21 protein-coding genes and 2 pseudogenes are annotated in these 23341 nt (G+C 59.4%); 19 read left to right on the forward strand and 4 right to left on the reverse strand.

All coding sequences use genetic code 11. The annotated features are described in order from the left end of the window. The first annotated feature begins 454 nt into the window (after positions 1-454). The 4 genes from A4R29_RS32060 to A4R29_RS32065 all read left to right on the forward strand — a co-directional run bounded on the left by A4R29_RS32060 (position 455) and on the right by A4R29_RS32065 (position 4343). Positions 455-1186, forward strand: coding sequence for a Crp/Fnr family transcriptional regulator (locus tag A4R29_RS32060; RefSeq protein WP_013525055.1), 732 nt, complete (start codon positions 455-457; stop codon positions 1184-1186). Between the two features lie 1760 nt (positions 1187-2946). Continuing rightward, positions 2947-3270 (forward strand): helix-turn-helix domain-containing protein, encoded by a 324-nt coding sequence (locus tag A4R29_RS35675; RefSeq protein ID WP_084652747.1) that lies wholly within the window; start codon positions 2947-2949, stop codon positions 3268-3270. Positions 3271-3403: 133 nt separating this feature from the next. Beyond that, on the forward strand, positions 3404-3565 hold the full coding sequence (locus A4R29_RS35715; RefSeq protein WP_082827634.1) for an IclR family transcriptional regulator domain-containing protein: 162 nt from the start codon (positions 3404-3406) through the stop codon (positions 3563-3565). Between the two features lie 169 nt (positions 3566-3734). Next, positions 3735-4343: an EF-hand domain-containing protein gene (locus A4R29_RS32065; protein WP_032809502.1), complete on the forward strand. Its 609-nt coding sequence runs from the start codon at positions 3735-3737 to the stop codon at positions 4341-4343. 119 nt (positions 4344-4462) lie between these two features. On the opposite strand, the gene A4R29_RS32070 is transcribed toward A4R29_RS32065, so the two are convergent. Then, entirely contained in the window at positions 4463-5512 is a 1050-nt protein-coding gene (locus A4R29_RS32070; protein WP_063174032.1) for a chemotaxis protein CheB, read from the reverse strand. A gap of 125 nt (positions 5513-5637) precedes the next feature. After that, positions 5638-6606, reverse strand: a complete 969-nt coding sequence (locus A4R29_RS32075) for a manganese catalase family protein (protein ID WP_063174033.1) — start codon at positions 6604-6606, stop codon at positions 5638-5640. Between the two features lie 481 nt (positions 6607-7087). On the opposite strand from A4R29_RS32075, the gene A4R29_RS35425 reads away from it, so the two are divergent. Together A4R29_RS35425 and A4R29_RS32080 are read left to right on the forward strand one after the other, a co-directional pair. Then, positions 7088-7222, forward strand: coding sequence for a hypothetical protein (locus tag A4R29_RS35425; protein ID WP_013525051.1), 135 nt, complete (start codon positions 7088-7090; stop codon positions 7220-7222). A 544-nt stretch (positions 7223-7766) separates the two neighbouring features. After that, on the forward strand, positions 7767-8291 hold the full coding sequence (locus A4R29_RS32080; protein WP_063174096.1) for a YciE/YciF ferroxidase family protein: 525 nt from the start codon (positions 7767-7769) through the stop codon (positions 8289-8291). 53 nt (positions 8292-8344) lie between these two features. Here the strand turns inward: A4R29_RS32080 and A4R29_RS34400 are convergent, their stop codons facing one another. Then, positions 8345-8599 carry a hypothetical protein gene (locus tag A4R29_RS34400; RefSeq protein WP_145923811.1) on the reverse strand — a complete coding sequence of 85 codons (255 nt, stop codon included), beginning with the start codon at positions 8597-8599 and terminating at the stop codon, positions 8345-8347. Between the two features lie 126 nt (positions 8600-8725). Here A4R29_RS34400 and A4R29_RS32085 point away from each other — a divergent pair, with 126 nt between their 5' ends. The 12 genes and pseudogenes from A4R29_RS32085 (at position 8726) to A4R29_RS32150 (ending at position 20612) form a co-directional block, all read left to right on the forward strand. After that, on the forward strand, positions 8726-10012 hold the full coding sequence (locus A4R29_RS32085; protein ID WP_063174034.1) for an SDR family oxidoreductase: 1287 nt from the start codon (positions 8726-8728) through the stop codon (positions 10010-10012). After that, positions 10012-10494 carry a DUF2269 family protein gene (locus tag A4R29_RS32090; protein ID WP_063170818.1) on the forward strand — a complete coding sequence of 161 codons (483 nt, stop codon included), beginning with the start codon at positions 10012-10014 and terminating at the stop codon, positions 10492-10494. The genes A4R29_RS32085 and A4R29_RS32090 overlap by 1 nt, the downstream gene beginning before the upstream one ends. A 1389-nt stretch (positions 10495-11883) precedes the next feature. Then, positions 11884-12476, forward strand: a pseudogene (locus A4R29_RS32100) (SOS response-associated peptidase). Between the two features lie 5 nt (positions 12477-12481). After that, positions 12482-13192: a hypothetical protein gene (locus A4R29_RS32105; RefSeq protein WP_024505780.1), complete on the forward strand. Its 711-nt coding sequence runs from the start codon at positions 12482-12484 to the stop codon at positions 13190-13192. 201 nt (positions 13193-13393) lie between these two features. Continuing rightward, positions 13394-13531: pseudogene (locus A4R29_RS35265) on the forward strand (alpha/beta hydrolase); the annotation flags it as partial. Between the two features lie 344 nt (positions 13532-13875). Further along, positions 13876-14016: an entericidin A/B family lipoprotein gene (locus tag A4R29_RS32115; RefSeq protein ID WP_032809501.1), complete on the forward strand. Its 141-nt coding sequence runs from the start codon at positions 13876-13878 to the stop codon at positions 14014-14016. Continuing rightward, positions 14013-14204, forward strand: a complete 192-nt coding sequence (locus A4R29_RS32120) for a hypothetical protein (RefSeq protein WP_013525035.1) — start codon at positions 14013-14015, stop codon at positions 14202-14204. The genes A4R29_RS32115 and A4R29_RS32120 overlap by 4 nt, the downstream gene beginning before the upstream one ends. Before the next feature lie 595 nt (positions 14205-14799). Continuing rightward, positions 14800-15123 carry a KTSC domain-containing protein gene (locus A4R29_RS32125; RefSeq protein ID WP_244507001.1) on the forward strand — a complete coding sequence of 108 codons (324 nt, stop codon included), beginning with the start codon at positions 14800-14802 and terminating at the stop codon, positions 15121-15123. A 235-nt stretch (positions 15124-15358) separates the two neighbouring features. Continuing rightward, positions 15359-16219, forward strand: coding sequence for an ATP-dependent DNA ligase (locus A4R29_RS32130; protein ID WP_063174038.1), 861 nt, complete (start codon positions 15359-15361; stop codon positions 16217-16219). An 83-nt stretch (positions 16220-16302) separates the two neighbouring features. Then, the gene (ku, locus tag A4R29_RS32135; RefSeq protein ID WP_063174039.1) at positions 16303-17127 is read left to right on the forward strand and encodes a non-homologous end joining protein Ku; all 825 of its coding nucleotides are present in this window, start codon (positions 16303-16305) and stop codon (positions 17125-17127) included. A gap of 1516 nt (positions 17128-18643) precedes the next feature. Further along, the gene (locus A4R29_RS32145; RefSeq protein WP_063174041.1) at positions 18644-19897 is read left to right on the forward strand and encodes a GGDEF domain-containing protein; all 1254 of its coding nucleotides are present in this window, start codon (positions 18644-18646) and stop codon (positions 19895-19897) included. Between the two features lie 478 nt (positions 19898-20375). Beyond that, positions 20376-20612, forward strand: coding sequence for a hypothetical protein (locus tag A4R29_RS32150; protein ID WP_013525027.1), 237 nt, complete (start codon positions 20376-20378; stop codon positions 20610-20612). Positions 20613-21173: 561 nt separating this feature from the next. Here A4R29_RS32150 and A4R29_RS32155 read toward each other — a convergent pair. Beyond that, positions 21174-22514: a Do family serine endopeptidase gene (locus tag A4R29_RS32155; protein ID WP_244507002.1), complete on the reverse strand. Its 1341-nt coding sequence runs from the start codon at positions 22512-22514 to the stop codon at positions 21174-21176. A 286-nt stretch (positions 22515-22800) separates the two neighbouring features. Here A4R29_RS32155 and A4R29_RS32160 point away from each other — a divergent pair, with 286 nt between their 5' ends. Beyond that, positions 22801-23154: a hypothetical protein gene (locus tag A4R29_RS32160; RefSeq protein WP_024505617.1), complete on the forward strand. Its 354-nt coding sequence runs from the start codon at positions 22801-22803 to the stop codon at positions 23152-23154. Positions 23155-23341 lie beyond the last annotated feature (187 nt).

Here is a 23341-nt window from a genome sequence, read left to right on the forward strand (position 1 = left end):
GTGCCAACGACAATCGAATGCCAGAAAAGAAGCCGTTTGGCCGCGCGGGGGAGATGTCGCGCGAGCAGGCGGAGGAAGCAGTCAGGTCGCGACGAAGGTACAAGATGGCGAGACGGGCACGGGAGTCGAAGCGAGGCTCGGCCATGCCTCGCATCGTTGCTGTCAGAAGCCAAGACTAGGCCGTTGCCGCTTCCGCTGGTCAGGCAAAATGAAGACGGGCAGGCCGGGGCGTCAGAATGTCGGTTTAGTACAAACCCGAGCTCGGTACGTTTCCAACTCTGACATTTCTTCCAAGTCTTTTGTAATCACGGTGGCGGGGGCTCGCCGTGCATCGATTCGCATTCTCCTATGATTGTCGCGCCAAGAGGCGTAGCGTCACAAGATCGTCTGCACGTTTTTACGGGCGCGGACGGCAAGGAGATTGGAAAGCTCTTGCCCCAGGCGGGATTGAGCCATGACCAATCCAAAAAACAATTCCTATAAAAACGGATTGCTGTGTCGGCTCAACCCCGATGACCTAGCGCTTCTGCAGCCACACCTTGAGCCATGTGCCCTCAATTTGAGAATGAATCTGGAGCAAGCCGCTTCGGAGATCACTACGGTGTACTTCCTGGAGGACGGCATCGGTTCTGTGGTTGCGAGGACCTTGGGGAGGGAAGCCGAGGTTGCGCTTATCGGTTTTGAGGGAATGACTGGTGCGGCGCTCGTGATGGGGGCTGACTATGCCGCGCATGAATGTTTTGTCCAGCTGCCCGGCAACGCTTTCAGGATCGGAGCTGAGCCATTCAAGGCGGCACTCGCGAACAGCCCGACGCTGCGCCTCTTACTCTTGCGCTATGTCCAGTATCTCCACATCCAGACCAGCTATACGGCGCTGATCAACGCGCGCGCAAACCTTGAAGAGCGTTTGGCGCGATGGCTTCTAATGTGTGATGATCGGGTCCACGGTGGACGCGTTGTGATCACCCATGAGTTTCTAGCCATCATGCTGGGCTCGAGGCGTCCGGGAGTTACCGTTGGGCTTCAGGTGCTGGAAGGACGCGGGTTCATCTATTCCCGACGTGGCGAAGTGCGTATCCGGGACCGCAGCGGCCTTCTGGCATCTGCAAATGGCACCTACGGTCAGCCGGAGGCAGACTACGTGAGGCTGCTTGGAGACATCCGCTCGTCTCCAGACCTGACTTAGATCATTGGGGAGCACAACCGGTTGCCATTAGAGATCATCTCGCAATCCGGCGCTTCAGATCGACATCCTTCAGGGAGGTCAACGTCGTTGGCATACTATACCTTGGCCTTACGCCACCCAGCCCACCACGCTTCCCATTCCAAGCAGAACCATCTCTCCCCTCGAGGTTGCATGGAAAATCACCAGCACAGATTCAACTGTCATATTGAGCGACGGATCGTGGGGAGTTTGGGATTGCGTCGCCAATAGGCCGGCGTCGCCAATACCCGGCAAGGTTAGGCGGTGGCGACCTTCTCGGGTGCACTGCCCACACGGCCGAAGCGGCGGCACACGTCCTGACGAGATTGCCAGGGCGGACTTGATGCCGTCGCTATCCGCATAGCGGGCATTGTCAGATCTGCGGGGACCTCATCGATCTCCGCCTACGCCCGCAGCAGTGGGCAATTAGGTGATCAATAAACGAACGTGCTACATCGGGCTGACTTTTCCCATTCCCAACGCCTCAGCGACATCGAGCTTTCGCGTGCGATCCGTGCCAACCTTATGCGCCAGCGGGCGTGTCTTGCTTGACGAGCTTGCTTGCGTCCGCATGGAAGTCAGGGACGCCTCTGCTGTTCGCTACCATCTACGGTCGGACTTTGCAGAAGCTTCGCTTCAAGCACTAGCGACGCCCAAGGCCCCCCAAATCAAGCCGTCCTGTAAAGGCTGAAGTGTCTGTCCCACGACCAGGGAACATGTCTCTGAAATGGAAGTTCGGGACGCGATTGGTACGGAAATCTCCTTGAAACAGCCGAGCAAGGCCCCGCCACCGATTTCGAGACCCGGTGCCGGGCCACCTGCGATCAAATCTTTTGGTAGCGCTGGAACCTGTTTCTGAAATCCAAGTTAAGTTCAGCTTGGTTATCAATCCCCACCAAGCGTAGGCGAGCAAGGCCCGTCGCTGTTGTTGTGTGCTCAGCGGCGGGCTTACTTCATTTAACCTCACGATTTCGCCTCACGGATCGCCCGCAAAGTCGCGTGGCCTAGCTTGTCCTCTCGCTTCAAGGTCTTCACACGTCCGACAAGGTCGACGGTGGTGGGGATAACGCTGATTCTGGCGTCGGCAGTTTGAGTTACGCGACCTGATGCCGCTCTCCCAGAAACTATCTTCGGTTGAGATGACACTCAAATGCCCCGGATGTGGAAACGAGTTCACCAAGCCAGGGCGTTGGTTTATCGTTGCCGCCCACTATCGGTGCGAAGGTTGCCAGCGTTTACACCGCCTTCCTTATCCAGAAAAGGTGGAACTGTTCGAAAGATACGCCCAAGGGTGTGAAGACGGGCTCGGCAGCATCGACAGTGGGCCCGCACCGCTTGGGTGAGGACCGATGCGGGCCCGGCCAAGGGTTGCCTTTCCTTGGCCAGCAGCGTGCGGGGCGCTGCCGCCAAGAACTGAGCATGAGTAATAAGGTTCCGCTGATACAAAAAAGCCCGCCAGCCGTCAGGCCAGTGGGCAGTTCTCATGGGGAAAGCACCGAATGGGAACAGTGCAATGACCCAATCTCGACAGCGCGGTTTTTGTTCGAACGACCTAGCGTCGTTGCCTTGTAAAACCGTACGGCAACCCTTCCGGCCTTTCGATTTTTGCCCGATGGCTCGCTATCTGCGGCCCTGTCACCTCAAGGTTTAGGCGTGACGCGCTTGGGAGGGGCCATGGCTGACACCGAGATCAATCAAAACGAGGCGCGAAAGCGGCCCTTCCCCCTGCCCTGAACCGTGGGGTGCGTATCTTGGACATCGTCGCGAGATCACGAACTTCCCCAACGCTATCGGATCTGGCTCGCGAGCTTGGAATCGCGCGTTCTTCTGCGCATGCGCTATGTTCGACGCTCGTACACTTGGAGCTCTTGATACGCCGCGGCGACCAGACCTTCCAGTTAGGCCCCCCGTCATGCGATGGTCGAACGCCTTTGCCCAGCAATCCGACGTGGCGACGGAGTTGGCGAGACGGAGTTGCCCGGGGGCAACAATTATCCTTTCGGTGCTCGAAGGGAGAGAGGTCTTCTATCTCGCCGCACGCAATTCGAGCGTTAGCCATTCGCTGATCCAGTTCCGTCCAGGAATGCGTTTGCCCGCAGCCTTTACGGCCACCGGCAAAGCCTTTCTCAGCCAGATGAGCGATTTCGAAGTACGGCGGCTCTATGCCGATGGTCTTCCCGAGCCTCGAACACAGAAAGCGTGCAAACTATTGACGACCTCATTGCTGAAATGCGCGATATCCGCACGAATGGCTTCAGCTGCGACGACCAGCAGGTTGCGGACGGGATCATCTGCTTTGGGGCCCCGGTGCTGAATTCCCTTGACCGCCCAATCGCGGCGATCGCCGGGGCAATCGTTTGACGCATTGCGGAAGCCGAACTAGCCGCTTCATTAATCACAGGCATTCGAGGCTTGGCCCAAGGGCTCACGAGCAGCTTGCCTTCGCCGGAACCTAGTCCCCTCAGGGAACAAACAGATCGAGCTCCAGTTTGGCCTTCCAAGCAAGCAGGCGCGATAGATGGAGCACGCCATGAGACATTCACACGTCACGACGGCCGCGGCCGCTTTCATAGCTCTGACCTTCCCCGCGTTGGCCCAGACAAGCGGAACACCGGCCCCCTCGACACCCGCACCCCCTCCGGCCACCGAACAGCCGGTCGGCGGGCAGTTGCCGGATATCAACCGACAAGCGGACGGACCAACACGCGAAATGATCCGCCAGATGGTTGAGCAAGCGGTCCGGGAGAGAATGAAGCAGGATCGCGGTTCTGAGGAAGGTTTCCGCGATGAGGAAGATCGCTACATGAACCAGGACGGCCGCATCAAGGATGCTGACCGCCCCGATGAAGCTAGCCGTCATGGCGACCATTGGCTAAATCGTGGCGACTGGGGCAGAGGACACAGAATGGATCGACACCGTGGTCACCAAATGATGCGCGGTGCCGGCATGCGACTGGTGTTTGGACTGTTGGACACGGATGGCGACGGTTCATTGTCCCAGAACGAGGTTGAAGGCGGGGTCGGCAGGATCTTCAGCAACATCGACGAGAATGGTGATGGCAAGATCGATCTGGACGAAATCCAGTCCTTCATGCACGGCTCCAACATGCATGGCCGAAACAGCGAAGACATGCCGTAGCTGTTTAGAGGTGAGGACTTACTTCAGACGGAGCGGCGAGCGCGGCAAGTGACGCCGCCAACCGGTAACCGTGAGCCCCGGACCGAAATAAGTTCATGGTTGTCGGGGCGTATGTTTTGTCACGGCCTTCGACGATGGATAATTTCTTCAATAAGCTTCGCGTCGGCTTCGTGTTCCGCGGCCCGCGTAGCCATTTGGCTGGCCAAGCTATGTCTTTCCCGAGCGGCTTCTCGTTTCGCCGTCCGTTTCGCCAACTCGGCCCGCTGCTGGTGCGCTCTTAGAAGGCTCCAAAGGGCCTGTTCCGCATCGTCCGCCTGGGCCTGCATCAAAACGTCCGCTCCGAATGCATGTCCGGTGTGACAACGGTAACGGGTAATCGGCCCGTCTTCGATCTCCCAAAGCGGTCCGTGACATTCGGGGCAGACAAATGTTGAGGGGGTGCCAAGCTGGCGTTCTGTCTGTTCCATTGTGCTGTGCTCCTGAGCAGCAATCGCAGCCTCAAGGCGGATGACAGGCGGGATTTCTGGTGTCGGCCCTGCGAGTTCGGACGCAAGCCTGCGCAACAGGCCAGCCATTTCGGACAGGGCGACGCAATGGCCGACTTCCACATTCTGCAAGGCGCTCAGCGGCATATCGGGTACTTCAGCGTCGTCGGGATCTTGGACCACGCTGACCCCTCCGCAAATCTTGATGGCGCGCAAGCCGGCGGTCCCGTCGGAGAGGCTGCCCGTGAGCACGACACCAATCACGCTGCCGCCAAAGCTGCAGGCCGCTGATCGAAAAAGGGGATCGATGGCAGGGCGCGCCAAATTCTCCCGCGGCCCGCGCCGCAGCAGAATGTGATCATCATGTAAAAGCAGGTGAGCTCCTGGCGGTGCAACGAAGATGTGCCCGTTTTTAACCTTCGTGCCGCTGGCGGCATTCGCTACGGGCATGCTGGCAGCGCGACCAAGAATGTCGCCGAGGTAACTCGTGAGGCCGACGTGCTGTACGATGAGGAGGGCCGCCGGAATGTCCGGCGAAATATCCCGGACAAGTCTCTTCAGCGCGTCGAGGCCCCCCGCCGAGGCTCCGATTGCGACAATGCACCGGTTCTCGCAACCGTAGGCACGGACCTTCTCCGAATGCCCCGCATGTTCCGACTCTGATCGTGGTGCGGCGGTGGCCATATGTGCTTCACCCACTCAGCAAATAGCGAGCACTCCGGCCAGTCCGCTGCTGCCAGTCGGATGCCCTGCTTTCGTCGTTAGCTTCCTGCCCCGAACATAGTTGCCCGCAATGAGGTCAGTTCAAACTAACGCTTACGTGCGCGTTTGACAGCAGCCTCGGCCACGGCCGGGGCCTCCTGAATGCTTGCCGCGCCGCCAAAATCCGCGTTCTTGGTTCGGCCAGCTCCCGGACCGGCACCTAGATCAGCGCCCGTGATCGGATCGGACGCCGGATCAGAAAGAGTACGGTCGGCCATCTTGGCCACCACCTTCATGTCTCTGGCGCCCATTTTGACGGTTGCCAAGCCGTCTCCGCCGTCGACGGGCATCACCTCTTCAAGGTCATCGATCCGATCCCACTCTTCGCCGGAATTCCATGGACCATTGGTATCGCCGTCACCTTGAGAGGTGTTGACGTACATGCTGGCGTACCTCTCGATGCCCGGGAGCTTGCCTGACGGGAAATTGTTTTCGATGGCGTAGAGTGCTTTCTCAAACGACTTTTGATGAGCGATCTCGCGTGTCATCAGGAAGCCGAGCGCGTCCTTGATGCCCGGATCATCGGTGATGTTGATGAGGCGTTCGTAAACGATCTTGGCGCGCGCTTCAGCGGCGATGTTCGACCGCAAATCCACGGTAGGTTCACCGCGTGAGTCGACATAGGCCGCGGTCCAGGGAACGCCGGCTGAGTCGCACAGCGCGGGAGCACCGCCAAACAGGATGGATTCCTTGGCTGTCGTACCGCTGGCGCCGATCATCACATAAAGGTCCGCTTCTTTCATCTGGCCTTCGGCAAGTTGTGCCTTGAGCCCCTTGTTCAGCATGGTGACGATCGATCCCACCACCTCAAGGTGGCTGAGTTCTTCAGTGGCTATGTCGAGCAACATGTCGCGACGGCCAAGATCATCCTCGCCGAGGCCTTGCGTGAAATAGCGCATCGCCGCGGCAAGCTCGCCATCGGCGCCACCGAATTGTTCCATGATCATGCAGGCCAGGCGGGGATTAGGCTCCGAAACGCGGACGGTGTATTGCAGGCGCTTGTTGTGCATGAACATTGGCAATCCTCCAGGGGGTTGGGTTGCCCAACATCCGCCCGCGAGGATTGTTCCATATTGCATCGAGTGACGCAGTGGCCGATCCGCGAGGCCATGGCGCGCTAGGGGTGAAATTCGTGTCGGGACGCACATCAATGAGCGCCTCCAGATGGGAAAAAGACTGGTCGCGCACGTTTTTTCCTCCGGGTACTGGAACGAACATGTTGTCGGGACTAACCCACGATGAAAGCGGCGAAAAACTGCTGAGGCTCTGCATTCGTCTGCAGGTCACAGCGATGGGATGACAGATCCCGAATGGCCACAGCAAAGTCCGGCGCCAGGCATCTCTTGCGAAGTTTTGCAATCGCAGAACAATCGCGTCAAACCACAGTTCGAGCCAGGCAGCGGAGCTGCAAGATTGGTGACCCGATCCCCGCGTGAGCCCTCCCACGGCGTAGGCGCTTGATCACCAGCAGGCGATATAATCGAGGCGATAGCATCGATGGGCAAGAAGGCCAAGCAGAACACCGCGTCTCGGACGGATCGCGAAAGGGCCATCGAAGCGAACTACTTTGCCCGAAAGTGCGGCCTCACCAAGGACGAGGCACTCAAGATTCTCAGGTCGCAGGATCGATGAAGAAGCGAAACGGCGGTCGGGCGGCCGGTAGGAGCAACTCGATCGTCGCAACCGATGGCGGCGGATGATCTAGTTCACCCCGACACACCTTTTCAACAATCCGCTTCAACCATCCGGGCATGCCGCGGGCCGGGTCCCGTTTAGACCGGCAGAGGCAGCCGAGCGACCATTGTGGCTTGCAATATGTGCCGAAAAGCGCGCGATCTGGTCTCACAGCAGCTTGCCCACAAAACGCTGAAGAGGTCGTTCCGGCGCCGCGGCCCCCGACCGCCGTCTTATCAACATTGATCGGCGAAAGCGTGACCAGCAATCGACTTCGATAGGCGAGAACGCCGGTTAAGGCGCGGCAGGCGGCTTGACAAGCGGCCGCGAGGCTAGCCAGGCGCAGAGGCGACATGGCGCCGGTTGTGCCGACCAGAACGGAGCGAGATCACGGTCCTTGCTCGTGTTCCCACCATGTCTTTGAGGGCGAGGAACAACCGATGGCCTTGGTTGTTAGAGCTGCATATGCCGCGAAGCATTGAACTCGAAGTGGGACATGGAGATGGCGACGAAGAAAAGCGCCCAGAGCAGCACAAAGGGCCTGGAAGATCTATTTTACGAAGCCTTGAAGGACATATACTACGCGGAGCGCAAGATCTTAAGTGCCCTCAAGAAAATGGCCAGGGGTGCCGAATCGCAAGAGTTGACCGCCGCGTTCGAGAAGCACCGCGACGAGACTGAGGGTCAGGTTGAGCGGCTGCAGCAGGTGTTCGAGATTTTCGGCAAGCGCGCGCAGGGCAAGACCTGTCCCGCGATCGACGGCATCATTGAGGAGGGCGGGGAGATACTGGAGGAGTTCCAGGCGGCGCCGGCCCTCGACGCCGGGCTTGTTGCCGCTGCCCAGGCCGTCGAGCATTATGAGATCGCCCGTTATGGGACATTGGTAACCTGGGCAAGGCTGCTCGGCTTGAATGACGCGGTTCCGCTGCTGCAGCAGACGCTCGACGAAGAGAAGGCAACGGACGAGGCGTTGACGCAGCTTGGAGAAACCAACGTAAATGAAAGGGCGCTGCAAGATGCCGCCTAGATCTAGCTGAACGCGTTGGGCGGGAGGGAGATCGAGTCCATCGACACCGTCGATCAGGTTGGCTGGCGCTGCGTGCATGAGCAAATAGTGGATACGGTCGTTGCACCGAACCGTCCGAGGCGATCATTCCTGCGCGAACAATTCGCCTTGCCCATGAATGGTTGCAGGAACATCCGTGGCAGCTTGGGATCAGCGCCCATGGTAGAAACCAAAGGAACAATCAACCCGAGCTTCCGCTCGATATCGTTGCTCGAAACTGTCGGAGCTCTGGCCGGACGCGCCAGCAGCGCCGCGACGCTCGCTTCCATCTGCCCTCGGCGAGGCGCGCGGAATCGCTCGATCGTGCGGCCCGATCGCAGCGACACCGCTGTTTCGTCCGGCTCCGCGTGCAGACAGGATGAGGCGCGACTGTCACTGCAGTTTTCAGGTGCCAGGTGAGGGTCCTCGTCACCGGCGCGTCGGGTCTGATCGGAGCTTCTCTTTGTGCGCGCCTGGCCGCCGATGGATATGAAATCGTTCGCGTGCTGCATCGTGCCGGCGCCGCGCCCTTCAGAGGCTTGCCGCCTGTCTTGCTCGACATGGCAAAGGCGCTGCAGACGCAGGACTGGAGCCCGCATCTGATAGGCATCGACGCGGTCGTCAACTGCGCCGGCGTGCTGCAGGACAGCGCGCAAGAAAGCACTGGCGGTGTGCATGCGGATGGCGCATCGGCACTCTTTGCCGCCTGTGAGCAGGCGGGCGTGAGAAAAGTCATTCACTTCTCGGCAATCGGGGTCGATCGGCTGCAGCCGTCCGCCTTCTCGGCCACCAAGCTGGCTGGCGACCAGGCGTTGATGGCGCGCGATTTGGACTGGGTCATCCTGCGCCCGTCGGTCGTGCTGGGCCGGCCGGCGTTCGGCGCCAGTGCGCTGTTTCGCGGACTGGCCGCATTGCCACTGTTGCCGGTGATGCCCAGCACGGGTCGGCTTCAGGTCGTACAGTTGGATGACGTGATCGCCACTGTCCTGCATTTTCTCCGGCCCGATAGCGCATCGCACCTTGCGCTTGACCTTGCCGGACCTGAAGCGCTGCCGATGAGAAAGGTGGTCGGCCTCTACCGCCGCTGGCTCGGGTCGAGACCGGCTGGAGAGTTCACTCTGCCCGGTAGCGTCGCGGCCGGCCTGTACCGGGTCGGCGATGCGGCGGCTCTGCTCGGCTGGCGCCCGCCGATGCGCAGCAATGCGGCCAAGGAAATCGTGCGGGGCGCTGTCGGCGACCCGCAGGCGTGGATCACAGCGACAGGGATCCAACCATCCAGCCTCGAAGCGGCGCTAAAGCTCAATCCCGCGACGGTGCAGGAGCGATGGTTCGCCCGTCTCTATTTCGTCAAGCCGGCGATCTTTACTGTCCTGCCCTTCTTCTGGATCATGACCGGCATCATTTCCCTGACCACCGGCTGGCGCCGCGGGGTCGACTTGCTGGTCGGCACGGCCATCGGTCCGCTGGCGGAACCGGCGGTCATCGCCGGAGCGCTGGCCGACATGGCGGTCGGCGCGTTGATCGCCTGGCGACCGACCAGTCGGCTGGGGCTGTTCGGGGCGATCGCGGTGGCTCTTTTCTATGCGATCGCGGGGACCATGCTGCGACCAGAACTGTGGAACGAGCCGCTCGGCCCATTCCTGAAGATCCTGCCGATCCTGGTTCTGCATTTTGTCGCGCTGGCGGTCCTGGAGGAACGCTGATGACCTACTTCATGCTCAAGTTCCTGCATGTCGTCGGCGCGGCCGTGCTGCTGGGCACCGGCGCCGGCATCGCCTTCTTCATGCTGCTCGCTCACCGGACCGGAAATTCCGCGACCATCGCGGCGGTCGCACGCATGGTCGTGATCGCCGATTTCATTTTCACTGCAACCGCCGTCGTCGCCCAACCTGTCACCGGTGCATTCCTCGCCTGGCATTCCGGCTATCCGCTGACCGAGGGGTGGATTGTGCTTTCGATCCTGCTCTACCTCATCACCGGCCTGTTCTGGCTTCCAGTCGTGTGGATGCAGATCGAGATGCGCAATCTCGCTATGCAGGCCGCGGCAGAGAAGCAACCTCCACCACAGCGCTATGACACCTTGTTTCGGCTCTGGTTCGCCTTTGGCTTTCCTGCCTTCGCGGCAGTGCTCGCCATCTTCTGGCTGATGATTTCGCGACCTTCGATCGACTGGTTCGCCTTGTAGCACCGGACTTCGTCTCCCTCGTCACGGTCTGCAACATCGTTGCGCCTAACAAATGGGCGGCGATGGAGCCAGCCGCAGACTGCCTCGTTCCGTTCCTACATACCGGGTGGCTGTGGTTGCACAGGTTCCCGGCCATCGCCGGAGCACCTCTGTGGCGGGAGGCTGACGGGACTTTGATTGCCGACGACACGTCTATCCACGTCGCCCGTGCACGGCTTCGAAATGCATCGTCGGCGACTTCGGTGGCAACTTGCGGCATTGCAGCCGAGCTTGTCGTCACCGAGCACGGCGCTCCCGCATGCCGCGGGGCCTCGATCGTGTTGCCGAGCGGTTCGGCGAGGTCGCCGTCCGGCCGCAGTCGAGATACGCGCCGTTTGACCACCGTCGACGAAGGCCACATCTACCGGCAGGCCTGAGCAAATCAGCGACCGCGTTTCCCGCAGTCGTTTCGTTCGGCGATCTCTGCTGCGGATCCATCGCCGGCGTGACCCGTGCCTTCACGGCTTCGCCCAACTCATCCGGGCTCTCCGGGATTATCGATTAATCAAGAGAATTGCAGCTTTGGAACGCCCGCTGCTCAAAGGTGGCGGGCTTTTTGTGCATTAGTGGAACCTGATATGTCGATGCAGGTTGGAAACGGCGGCAGCGTCCCCCGCTGCCGGGCCTAGGTCCCAAGCCTTGGCCGGGTCCGCCTCTGCCCGCCAGCAGGGGCGGACCCACTGCAAAATGGCTCCGAAAATGAAGTTTGGATTGCGCTCGGTTTCCCTGGCCGAGCATACACCGGAGGCCCGTTACTGCTCCCTCAGTGGCGGGTTTTTCAATGGCAGGTTGGCCGGTGAAGCATCACGTCGCGGTTCTCAGGACCCGTAACCCTACCCTGAACTGCTGGATTCGTTGCCCTTGGCATCGCAGCCTTGCATATCAGATCGAGACGGGAGCCAGCACCAGAACGGGCGAACTCTGCCAGAATCTCGGTCAGCACTGCGGTGTCGGAAAGGTCCAAGACATAGCGAGCCATACCACATGAAGTCGAACAGACCAGAGTGCTGTACGGTTTTCCAAAATGGCGCGAAGCTGATCACGGACGGTGGAACAAAATCGCGCTGTCAAACTTCGGCCGTTGCACTGTTCCCATTCAGTGCTTCCCCATGAGAACTGCCCGCTGGCCTGGCGGCGGTAGGCGCTGGGCGCGGCTTTCCGCAGATGGTCTGATGAACCGGACCTTGAGCGCATCATTGTGAGCCACGGCGATGTCATCACGGACAAACTGCGCGATGCTCAAGCAGATCGCGAGATTTCGGGCATAGCGGAAAATCTCCGGATGGTGGCGCCGCAGCCAAGCCGCGTTATCTGTTATAAGTCATCAACTGACTGAAAGCGTGGGCAGCTATGTGCAACGACTATGAGCAGCATATCGCCTGGGCCGATATTGCAGGATGAGGCAATTGCTGGCGCTCGACATTCCCACTTATCAAACCGAACTGGATCTGCCGCAGGCGGATGACATCCGCATCAGTGATCCCGCCCCGATCATGCGCGCCGCCGGAGACACGATCGAACTCACGCGCATGACCTTTGCCTTTCCGCCCTCCGGGCCCAAAGGCGGGCCGATCTTCAACTTCCGCTCGGAAGGACGGAACTTCTCCAACAGCAAGCGCTGCCTTATTCCGGCGTCGGCTTTCTTCGAATTCACGGGAAAGAAGTCTCCAAAGGCTAAGCATCGCTTCACGCTCAACGGCGCCTCGTTCATGGCGATCGCCGGCCTGTGGCGCGATGGCGAAGGCAACAAGCCCCCGACATTCGCAATGCTGACGACGGAACCCGGCCTGGACGTGGCGCCCATCCACAATCGCCAGATTGTGGTTCTGCGCCCGGATGATTGGGCGGCATGGATCCACCTCACGAAACCCGAGGTGGAGCTGTTGAAGGCCCTGCCGGCCGGGTCGCTGGCGGTAGAAACCGTGCGACAAGGAAGCGACTAGCTCAGATGCCGGTGCGTTTTGCGCAAACACGAAAGATTCTTGGCGGCTTGGCTGCGGCAATTGTGGCCCCTCGAGATCGCGGCTCTCGCCAAAGCGTCAGCACCTCGTTGTCACTGATTACCGAGTGGCCCCTTCCGCCATCAGCGACGCTTGGCTCGTCGGTGCGCACGAAAGGTATCGAGCGTGAAATACGTGCCCGCCTGCCTTGGGCGGTGAGGAAGTACGTCAAAGCCGAGACTGGTCGCATGACATTGCGGATGCGCGAAGACGATGCCGAAGAGTTCGAGGCCGCCTCGAACAAGATCGCCAAGGCACTGGAAACCATCGCAGTACTCCCGGTCCTGCCGCGCGAGGCCGAAGACATCCTTGCGATCTCTTCGCGTGAGCGTCACAAGTGGCTGAAAAACGGACGGCTGCAAAGCATTGGCACCCGCACCGTGAAGATGCGCGGTCGATCCAAGGCCGTCACCTTCCACGTGTTCGATCCCAAGCACATCGAAGACATCCTTGATCGTGATCTGCCAAGCCTTTGGCGTGAAGAGGACGCGCAGCAAGTTACAGAGAACAGGCGACGTGGCGCCGGCAAGGCTGCCCTGACGCGGGCGGGAAAGGGTAGCGAGAAGGGTCGCGGTGCCGGGAATAACCCCAGAGATGACGCTCCCCGGCCCAAGTTGAAGGGCTGGAACGCGTTCGACGACGAGGGCCTGCTCCGTTAAATCCGTCTAGCCATTCGCGTCCAGAATGAGCCCTGAGCGAAAGCTAACCGGGAGCCGAAACGATCTGCAGTCGCGATTGGCACGTCCCGAACCAATCCATGCTCATGGAGTTCTTCAAGCCGACAACCGCCCCTTTTTGAGGATGGCAGATGTTCGACAACTTCGTGCTTGAAATGTTGGTAAAAAACCGAGGGCGGGCCGATAAGGCTTCGGCATGGCGGATCTGGGCCGCCTCTGCTTCTGATCCATGGCCATCCTCGCACGCATATGACTTGGGGCCAGGTCGCCGACTTGCTGTCAGCAGATTTCTCCACGACCATACCCCAATCACTACCCGGAAGGAAAAATCATGGCTGTTTCCTATAGAAGGAATCGCTTGCCACGGTGGTGCAGGAAGTCGGCGATGTGAAGAATAGAGGCGCTTCGGCATTTTAAGGGGGATTAGGTCCTGACCGACAAATGGTGCTACATGGGCGATGAAGAATGCCCGCCCAGCGTACGTTGTCTACGCACCACCGCTGATCGGCCTTCCGTTCCTGGCTGTGATACTGGCTCTGGATGGGACGACCATCGCAACGCCCTTTGACACCGCAGATGAAGCGGCCGCCCACAACAAGGTGATGGCGGTTACAGGTGCGATACGGCAAAGCGGACTTGATAATCACAAATAGGAGAACCCGTCCATGAAACTGCTACGCATCACACCGATTGTCATTCTTGCCTGTGCCTTTGCCCTTGCGGCCTGCGCCAACACCGTCCGAGGCGTCGGCCGGGACGTCAAGGCAACGGCCAACGCAGTCGACGACACGGTCAACAAACCATGATGCAGAGGACCGTCACGGTTATCGAGAAGACAACGGGCCGCGTGATCGGAGCGCTGCCGATCGATCTTGCGCAGCAGGATCACGAGGCCTCCGATGATCAGTATTTCACCAAGGCGTTCGAAGCCGCCATGGACAGTGGCCTCATTCGTGAGTCCGACAAGCATGCGGTTGAATTCCGGCTTGAATAAAGTCGACGATGCAACGGCTTTTCTGTCGCGTATCGGGGCATTGTGGTTTGCATGGTTTTGCACCTCAGCCATCCAGCAGGGGTGAATCAACACACCGTCCAGTCCAACTATCCCTAGGACAGCCCGCTGCGGCTATGAATGGAGCGGCCGGTTTGGCCCGGAGGTGAAGCAGCAGCCGCTGCTCAAAGCCACTCAGTAGAGCAAATCGGTGTATTGGTAGGCGAACACCCTCCCGTGCTCGCATCGGTCACCTCAAGAAAGTAGTTTCCGGATCGGTGTAGCGTCACGGGCATTTTCGTTGCCTGTGCGGCGGCCCAATAGGATGTCGGGGCCCCAGCTCGGTATTCCGCTATCGACCTGGCCCGCAGGATATTCTCGGATTTGATACCCCACGGTCAGCCCCAGGGTCCGAATCATCCATTAGAGATACCTAACATTTCCCTTTTGGCGAGGCGGGGTGTACTTTAGGTACCGCTGGGTGATCCTAGCGACCTACACTGCCCGCTGCCGAGAGGTGGCGGGCCTTTTTGTTTATGTGTGGAACACCGAAATCCAATGGGAGTTGGAATGCTGTCACCGTCCTTCCGTGGAGGCGATGATGGCCATGGACGTACAGCCGTGGTCGGCCCGCTCTCTGCTTCCTCACAGGGCGGGCCATCTCGCGGGTCGCTCACTGGCAATGACCTGGTGCACCATGCCGTCGACCTCAATACGCAAGTTCGAATACGACCCGGAAACCAGGGTTCTCTCAGTGTGGTTTGTAGCGAGTGGCAGGCAGTACGACTTTCTGGATGTACCGCCGGAGATCGTCGCCGATTTCAAATCTGCCTTTGCCAAGGGCCGCTATTTCAATGGTCGGATCCGCAACCAGTTCGCGTTCCGGCCCGTGGCAAGCTCCGATTCCAGCGGTTCATGCTGAGGCAGATTGTGCCAAGCGACCTGGCGGAAATCGCGCATGTCGAACGGCTGGCCGCAGACCGGACAGGTCATGAAATTGTCGCGCTCGTCGGCAGGCTCGCCGCCGTGCTGCGTGCCGGGAATCGGAGGTCCAAGGTCGGATAGCTTCGTCATAACCATCAAACATTCAATTCGTCTAAAATGTTCCGGAACCATTTTAGCGCGCGCTAATTGAATCGCACTATGCGAGTCAGCGCATGCGTCTGAAGTTCATCAAGCCCATGGAGCCCGAGCTGGTCGAAACGCCACCGCAGGGCGACGAATGGCTCCATGAGATCAAATTCGACGGGTATCGGACCCAAATCATGAAGGATGAAAACGGGATCCGGCTGTTCACCAAGAACGGATACGACTGGACAGGCCGCTATATCGAACTTGCCGGAGAGGCAGAGGCGATCGAGGCGGAAAGTTTCATCATCGATGGCGAGACAATCACGGTCAACGAGGCCGGCCTGTCCGACTTCCAGGCCCTGCAGTCAGCCGTCACCCGTCGTGAGCCGTCGCGCGATCTGTATTTGGTGGCATTCGACCTCCTGCACCTGAACGGGCATGATTTGCGCAACATGCCGGTGGAAGACCGCCGCGAGATCCTGCAGGAACTGATTCCAGCCGTCGGCCGCATTCAGGTCAGCAAAGCCATGCCCGGCACCGGTGACGCGGTTTATCACCTGGTCGACAGGGCAGGGTTGGAGGGCATGGTCTCGAAGCGCAAGGACAGCGTCTATCGCAGCGGACCGACGATGAACTGGCGCAAGATCAAGTGCTATGCCGAAAAGGAAATGGACATTATTGGCGTGCAGCGCGAGGCCGGAAAGCCCGCAATGGTGCTCATGGCCGACAAAGGCCGATATGCCGGCGGCGCTTTCGTTGCGTTTAAAGCTGACAAGCGCCAGCGACTTTGGGATCGCGTGCAAGGGAAGGTCGGGGGACCAGTGCCGATCGGTCTCAAGAAAGAAAAGGCCGAATGGCTCAAGCCTGGTCTGGTCGGTCGCGTGCGGTTCCTGAAAGGCGAGGAGAAGCTTCGCCATGCGAAGCTGCTGGACTACCGTGAGGAATAAGCTTGCGACAAGGTGCTGCCCATGACGCGGAACAGAACCGTGTGCCTGGCGTTGTGCGGAAGTCGACGTCTAGGAGAAACGGCATGGTGGCGCCACGCGCGGTCTGGAAGGGTTTTCTGAGGGTCGGTTCCGTGTCGTGCGGGGTCAAGATAGTGGGTGCCACCAGCGAGGCATCGAAAATCCACTTCAAGATTTTGAACCGCAGCGACGGTTTACCCGTGAAGAGTGCCTATGTCGACGAAGGCACCGGGGATGTTGTCGAAGCCGAGGATCAGATCAAAGGCTATGAGGCGGACAAGGGCGATTTCATCCACGTCGAGCCGGACGAGATCAAGAAACTGAAACTGACGTCCCAGCATACGCTTGATGTCGATTCCTTTGTTCCGGTTGCCGAGATCGACACGCGCTATCTCGAAAAGCCCTACTACTTGATCCCGGCAGATGGCGCTTCCCTTGAGGCCTTTGCCGTCCTGCGCGATGCGATGGCCAAGAAGCGCGTCGCGGCACGTTCCTGCGTCGTACTCTATCAGCGCGGCCGCGAAGTATTGATACAGCCGTTTGAAAAAGGAATGCTGCTGACCGAGTTGCGCACCCACAATGAGATGACATCGGAAGACACCGTCTTTAATGACGTGAAAAGCCCAAATTACGATTCGGATTTGCTCGAAATCGCGGGGCTTCTCATCGACAAGAAGGTGACAAAGTTCGATCCTTCGAAATTCGAGGATACTTACGAGGATGCGTTGATTGCCATGATCGACGCCAAGCGCAAGGGCAAAAAACCGCCGAAACCAGCGCCAAAGCCTCAGGAGAACGTGGTCGACCTGGCCTCGGTTTTGCGAAAGAGCCTCGCCAAGGAAGGCATCGGCCAAGACCGGCCAAAGGCCAAGAGCCGCAAATCGGCATAGTTAAAGATAGCAATCCCACCATCACCGCGCATCATCCAGTAGTTTTGGCGCGCTCGCGCGTTTCCGGCGTCAGGCCTTCGGCCAATCTCACCGGCTCGTCGCACTGCGACGCTGCGGCAATCGGGAGGAAAGAACACCCGACGCGACAAATCGCGGAGGGCCGGATTGCCGTTGTGCCCGTAGCTATAGGTCTCGTCGTTTGGTTCTCCTTGTGACCAACTGGTCGGCGTGGTCACCGTCACCCAAAAAATGATCGTGCCGACCTGGCCATGGATCGATGCATGTGAGATTGCGTTCATTGGATGTTCGTTGCTTTAGTCAATCGCAATGTAGCGTTGAGCGGAAACGAAGTGGGCCCGCCACTGAGGACACAAACAGCGGCGGGCCCTGCTTTGAGACCTGGCCCGGGAGCCAAGCTGCAGACCCAATTTCGATTTCAGAGAGAGGTTCCAGGCCTGCAGAAAAAACTTAACGCATGCTTGCATTGCACAGGCCCGGGTCTCGGAACCGGAGGCGGGCCCTCGCACCAGAGCTTGGTCGTTTCAAGGAGGGAGTCGTCCTCACCAAGCACATCCCGAACTTCGACTGCAGATGCGTGTTCCTCAGGTCAGTGCAAAATTTATGGCCCTGGGGTAAAAATGCTCGTGCGAGCAGCAGGATCTAGAGCAGCGTTTTCCTCGCGCCCACGACGGTCGGCCACGGCCGGATGCTCGATGGCCTCGGCCATCTCGATCGAAGTCCAACCCGCTGCCATGACTTCCAAAGGTCCATTCGGTGACCTGCTGGCTATCGTGTCGCGGTCAGGATATTCGTCCTGTCGCCTGCGGGAATTCTGCTCTGCGTCTCAGTCGGTCGCGCCTTTGGGCTTCGTCTCGGACGTAGCTCCGTCGAGGAGACAACCCGGTGAGAGGTCACGTCGAGCAGATGCAGGCACTCAGTCAATTCTGGCCGGGCGATTGGCCTTGGATGCTTCCACGTCCAGCTGGGCGCGACTGGCGTGAAGCAAGGCCGCGATCAAATTTTGGTCGGCTGACTTTTTCCCGGTGTATAGGCACACAAGCTCGCGGGCCTGGACCGTCGAATCGGATTCCGGGCTCTCCCTGATGGCTGACGTAAGAACCCGGGAGAGTATGTCGAAATCCAACAACGAAATAACCGGTCGGCTTCCTTTCATGGCCAAATCCATCCTGTTGGTCTGCAGGCAATACTCGAAAGGTCGACATGACAAGAATCGGCATCACCCGTTCCTTCACGCGGTCAACTTCAGAAGCTCTCGGAACATTTCGCCGAGCCCAGCGGCGGGGCGTGGATAACAGCGGTGCAGCGCCACCGCAATTACAAAGGTTAATTCGGCTACGCATCGAGCATCGGATGGTTTGGGACTGATTGTTCGCAAATCGCAGCTATAAATCAAAACTTCAGGGTAAGTTGACATGCTTGCCCACCGCCGACCGCCTATGGCTTGGATAGATGTTCAGGAGAAAGCAGCGTAGGGCCTATCGACTTGTCAGATCTGATGCCCCCCGATGTGCAGGATGATCCTGCCCTAGCCGCTGAGGTCGACCGGCTTCTGGCGCGCCGTACGCGCGAAATCAGCCTGCGTGGCGAGATCGAACGCCTATTTCGAGCACGTGTCTGGTCGCAAACGGCGAAAATCATCCGCGCGTGGATGATCTGGGTGGCATTTTTGGATGTGCTGACGTTGGCACTGAACGCGGCGTTGCTTCCATGGGGCGTAGCGCAGTCCATGCTCCTGCCCGGCGCCATCATCCCGCCCGTCGCGTTGGCCGTGGTCCTAGCCTGGCGTAAACCGCAGGCGGCTTGGCTCCAAGGAGCTTCGCTGATCGCAGGCATGTTCCTGATCTTGTTGTCAGTCGCATTGGTCGGAGCAAGCGCTGGTGGCGAGTTCTACGAACGGCAATTGAACGTCATGTTGTTCGTGGCCATCACAGCCATCATAATCTTCGGGATCCCGCTGGCGTGGACGATGACGATCGCTGCGCTGGCGCTCGGACTCTATCTCATGCTTCAACTGCAGAACCCGGCCATCGCGCATGGGAGTGCAGTGGCTGGAACGCTGTTCTTCGCCAGCGGTATCTTTGCAACGGTGGCCGCGCGGCGCATCATGACAATTCTTGCTCAAAAGACTTTCCTGTTTGAGCTTCGCGACCGACGCAGGGTCGCCGAACTGGCGAAAGCGAATGATCGACTGGTACTCCTGGCGAGGACCGATCCACTCACCGGCATCTCCAACCGTCGCTGGATGACGGAAACACTCGAGCGCCTATGGGGAAGTGACAAACGTTGCCTTGCCGGTGCCGCGATGCTGATGTGCGACATTGACAACTTCAAGAAGCTAAACGACCACCTCGGCCATGCGGAGGGAGATCGGTGTTTGGTAAAGGTCGCAACTATCTTGAAGGAAAACGTGAGGCGTGATCGCGATCACGTTGCCCGTTATGGCGGCGAAGAATTCCTCGTGCTCCTGCCCGGGGTGAACGAGGAAGAGGCCGCCGCTGTGGCTGAACGAATGCGTAAGAGCGTCGAGGCTGCCGCTTTGCCCAACCCTGGATCCCGTGTGTCGCGCTGGGTCACCCTGAGCATTGGAGTTGCCGTTCAGACCTCTGAGGCGATCTCGCCGGAGCAGTTACAGCAGCGAGCGGATGCCGCACTTTACCTTGCCAAGCAGACGGGCCGCAACAGGGTGCTGCTTCACAGACCGGAGTTATCCGCGCGCAAACACATTCGGCCGGGCAGCCTCGGGGCATAGGCCGTGCGTGGCCCGAGATCTGCTCTTCTGAATCACGGGGTTTCCCGTGCGTCGACGATAACAGGTTAGTTCAGGGACTTTGGACCACCGAGACGAAGGGTTCCCCTGTAATCTCCACATCGCGCCCGGCAGACTACGATTTCGAGAATAATCCCCTGAAACGAGTTTCCGGGTTGTTCAGAACACCCATGGCCGATTCCGGCTGCGTGGATGGTCCAGGGGGAGTTCCACCAAATGGCCTCAGTGATGGGCGATCATCTGGATGACTTGCCGGGTCTTCGCAAATGCCGAGCGCATGGGCTCCGTCGATTTCTGCGCCCTGCGCCCTATGTGGCGCGCGTTTGGCTAGGTGAATGGCGCCCATTGCGCAGCCCCTGATCTTGCGCAAGGGAATCCTGCGACAGCCCTCATTAGATCGGTTGCAAGTGCTCCATGAAATCTCCATCTAGTTCAGTTGTAGTCAGAACGCGGTCAAACGATGACACGGCAAGAAGTTCTCTCCGTCATTGGATCAGCCGACGATATTACGGTTGCGGAGATCATCGCAACGGGTGCGTCGATCGAGGAATTGAGAGAGGCATGGGCATGGGCTTTTGCTGACGAGGCGTTAATGGGACAGGGGCGCCCGCTTCCGGGAACACGAGCGGCCGCGCTTATCGACCTGCTTAAGCCCGACGAAGACGACCCGGCTGAACCGGGCACCCGCCTGGAATAAATCAGCAAACCCATCGAATGCGCAATTTGGCCCTGTCATCCACGGCAGCGTTGCAGACACATCCTTGATGAAACCGACCTTTGTGCCCGTTTCAGTTCAGTCGGTCTTGCGCGTGGGCTCCAGACTCCCGACCATCGTAGCCGAGTAGCAGGCATCACAGGCCTCGTGCGGCTCAGCCGGCCACTGGACAACGCTACAGCATTGATCAATCAACCGATTTCGGAGATCGCCGACTTCTCTTGCGTTCACACGCCAGAGATCGCTAGTCTAAACCTGCGGCGCGAAGTTCCTTACATCGATAAAAGCACACGCGCTCAGAAGCGGATCGCAGGCTTTTGTTGTCCACCTGTGTGGTCGCCGGATGCGCCGAAACGTAAGGACTTTCGCCTCGCCGACCGGAGTCGCCGACCGTGCGCGCAAAGCCGCAGAGCAGTTCCCGCAGCCGCATGTTGAGCCGGACCGCCACTTCAAACATACCGCTCATCGGCTTCACAACTCTGGTGCGCTCCGGTAGGGGGCAGCCCAGCAGCACAGATCGCGACGCCGTCTCTGGCCTGTCAGTCAGGAGTTTGCCACAGCAACGAAAAGCGATTGTCCCCGCCGGTCGATACGGAACAGCACTGGCTTTTTCTGCTGACGGGATTTCGCCCATTCCTCGCGGACGTCAGACGGCTGGGTCATGTTTCGGTTGTTGGCCGACACGATGACGTCGCCGGGCCGGATGCCGCTTTCGGCCGCAAGACTGTTGGGAGCGACATCCTGGACGAACACGCCCGTGGTGTCGGCCTGTAGGCCGAGTTGCTGGCGCGCTTCGTCCGGAATGGCGCTCAGCGACATACCAAGGCGCTGGTCCTCAGTACCCAGGCTTGGAATGGCACCGGTCTGTTCCTCCTGGTCCCTGCGTCGATCGACAGTCAGCGACAATTCCTGGTTTGTGCCGCCCCGGTTCGTTGTTACGGTCACTTTCGATCCCGGCTTCTGGCTTGCTGCCGCCAGCGTCAGGTCATGGACGCCTTGGATGTCCTTGTCGTTGAACCGGGTTATCACGTCGCCGGCCTGGATTCCCGCTTTCTGCGCCGGGCTGCCTGCCTCGACCGAGGCAACCAGCGCGCCCTTGGCGCCCGGCATTCCGAGCGCCTCGGCGATGGAGGGCGTGATCTCCTGAAGACGCACGCCGATGAAGCCGCGCTCGATGCGGCCAGTGCTGATCAGTTGGTCGACGATAGTCCGAGCTGTGCGCGAGGGCACCGCGAACCCAATGCCTATGCTACCGCCTGACGGCGACACGATTGCCGTGTTGACTCCGATGACTTCGCCGCGCGCGTTGAACAAAGGACCTCCCGAGTTACCTCTGTTGATCGAGGCGTCAGTCTGCAGGAAATCGTCGTAAGGACCGGCCTGGATATCGCGAGAGCGGGCAGAAAGGACGCCGACAGTGACCGTGCCCCCGAGGCCGAAGGGACTGCCGATGGCGATGGTCCAGGCCCCTGGTTGCATCGCGTCCGAATCCCCCCAGGCCGTCGCCGTCATGTTGGGCCGAGGATCGACTTTCAATACCGCGATGTCGGTTGCCGGATCGCGGCCCACCACCCGGGCGGGCGCCGTCTCCTTGTCGGAGAACACGACGTGAATCTCAGTTGCGTCGGCGACGACATGGTTATTGGTGACGATGTAGCCTTCGGGACTGATCACAAAGCCGGAGCCGAGTGCTTCCCGCACCTGGGGCTGGATACGCCCTCCTCCGTCGAAGGGATTGAGAAAGTCGTTGAGCGTCGTTTGATCCTGGATGATCTGCCTGGTCGTGATGGCGACAACCGCGGGCAGCTTCTGACGCACGATTGCGCTGAAGTCGTTCGGAATTTCCTGTGCGGTGGCCGGAGCAAGGCCGCCAGTCGAGAGCATCAGGGCTCCTGTGATCAAGCCAATGCACAAGTTCCTAGAGAGGTAAGACATGACTGGTTCTCCTGCCGGATTCGGGTCCTTGATTTTCGCCCGACGTCAGAACTGAGATTCTCGCCGATTGTTTCACGGGCTGGATAAAATGGTTCTAAGGCGTTGACCACGGGAAATGTGACCCGTGCCAAGCCATTGAAACTTGCTTGAGACGTCCCAAAATTTCGTCTGGCGGGAATCGCGAGAGCCGCCAAACTCAAACACGCAGGAGATTTTCTGAAGCGGAGGACCATCAATGGAAGCAGCCATTTCGACCCATTTTGCCTCGATTGAACCCGTGGCCCCCGATGTTTTTCTGGACCGATTGCTGCACCCGGCACGGCATTTCAAACATCCCCACGACGTTTTGGCCGACGTTGCCCTGGACGGTCAGGAGAAGCGCGCCATCCTTTCGTCATGGGCGTCGGATGCCTGCGCGGTAGAATCCGTGCCAGCGCTTCGCATGCTGCCGAGGGCGGGTGAACCAGTCAGCTTCGATGCGATCATGGATGCATTGCAACAATTGGATCAATCGGACGAGCTTGCCGGTCCTGATGGCAGTGACAGCGCGATGGTGGCCGGGTTCGTGCCATTCATCGATCGGATTTAAGCGCGACCTGATTGTTCGTGAACCATTGACCCGTCGGCGAGTGACCCCGCCGGCGGGGGGTGGCATGGGTGCGTTTCGACCGGATTGCCGCTGAAAATTTTCCTAATACCTCTTGAAGGTGCAAGTCGCGATTCTAAATTGATGGTCGCCGGTCGCCTGATGGGGCCGGCAAGACCAGGAGGCGGCA

The sequence above is a fragment of the Mesorhizobium ciceri biovar biserrulae genome, assembly GCF_001618845.1.
GTDB lineage: Bacteria > Pseudomonadota > Alphaproteobacteria > Rhizobiales > Rhizobiaceae > Mesorhizobium > Mesorhizobium ciceri.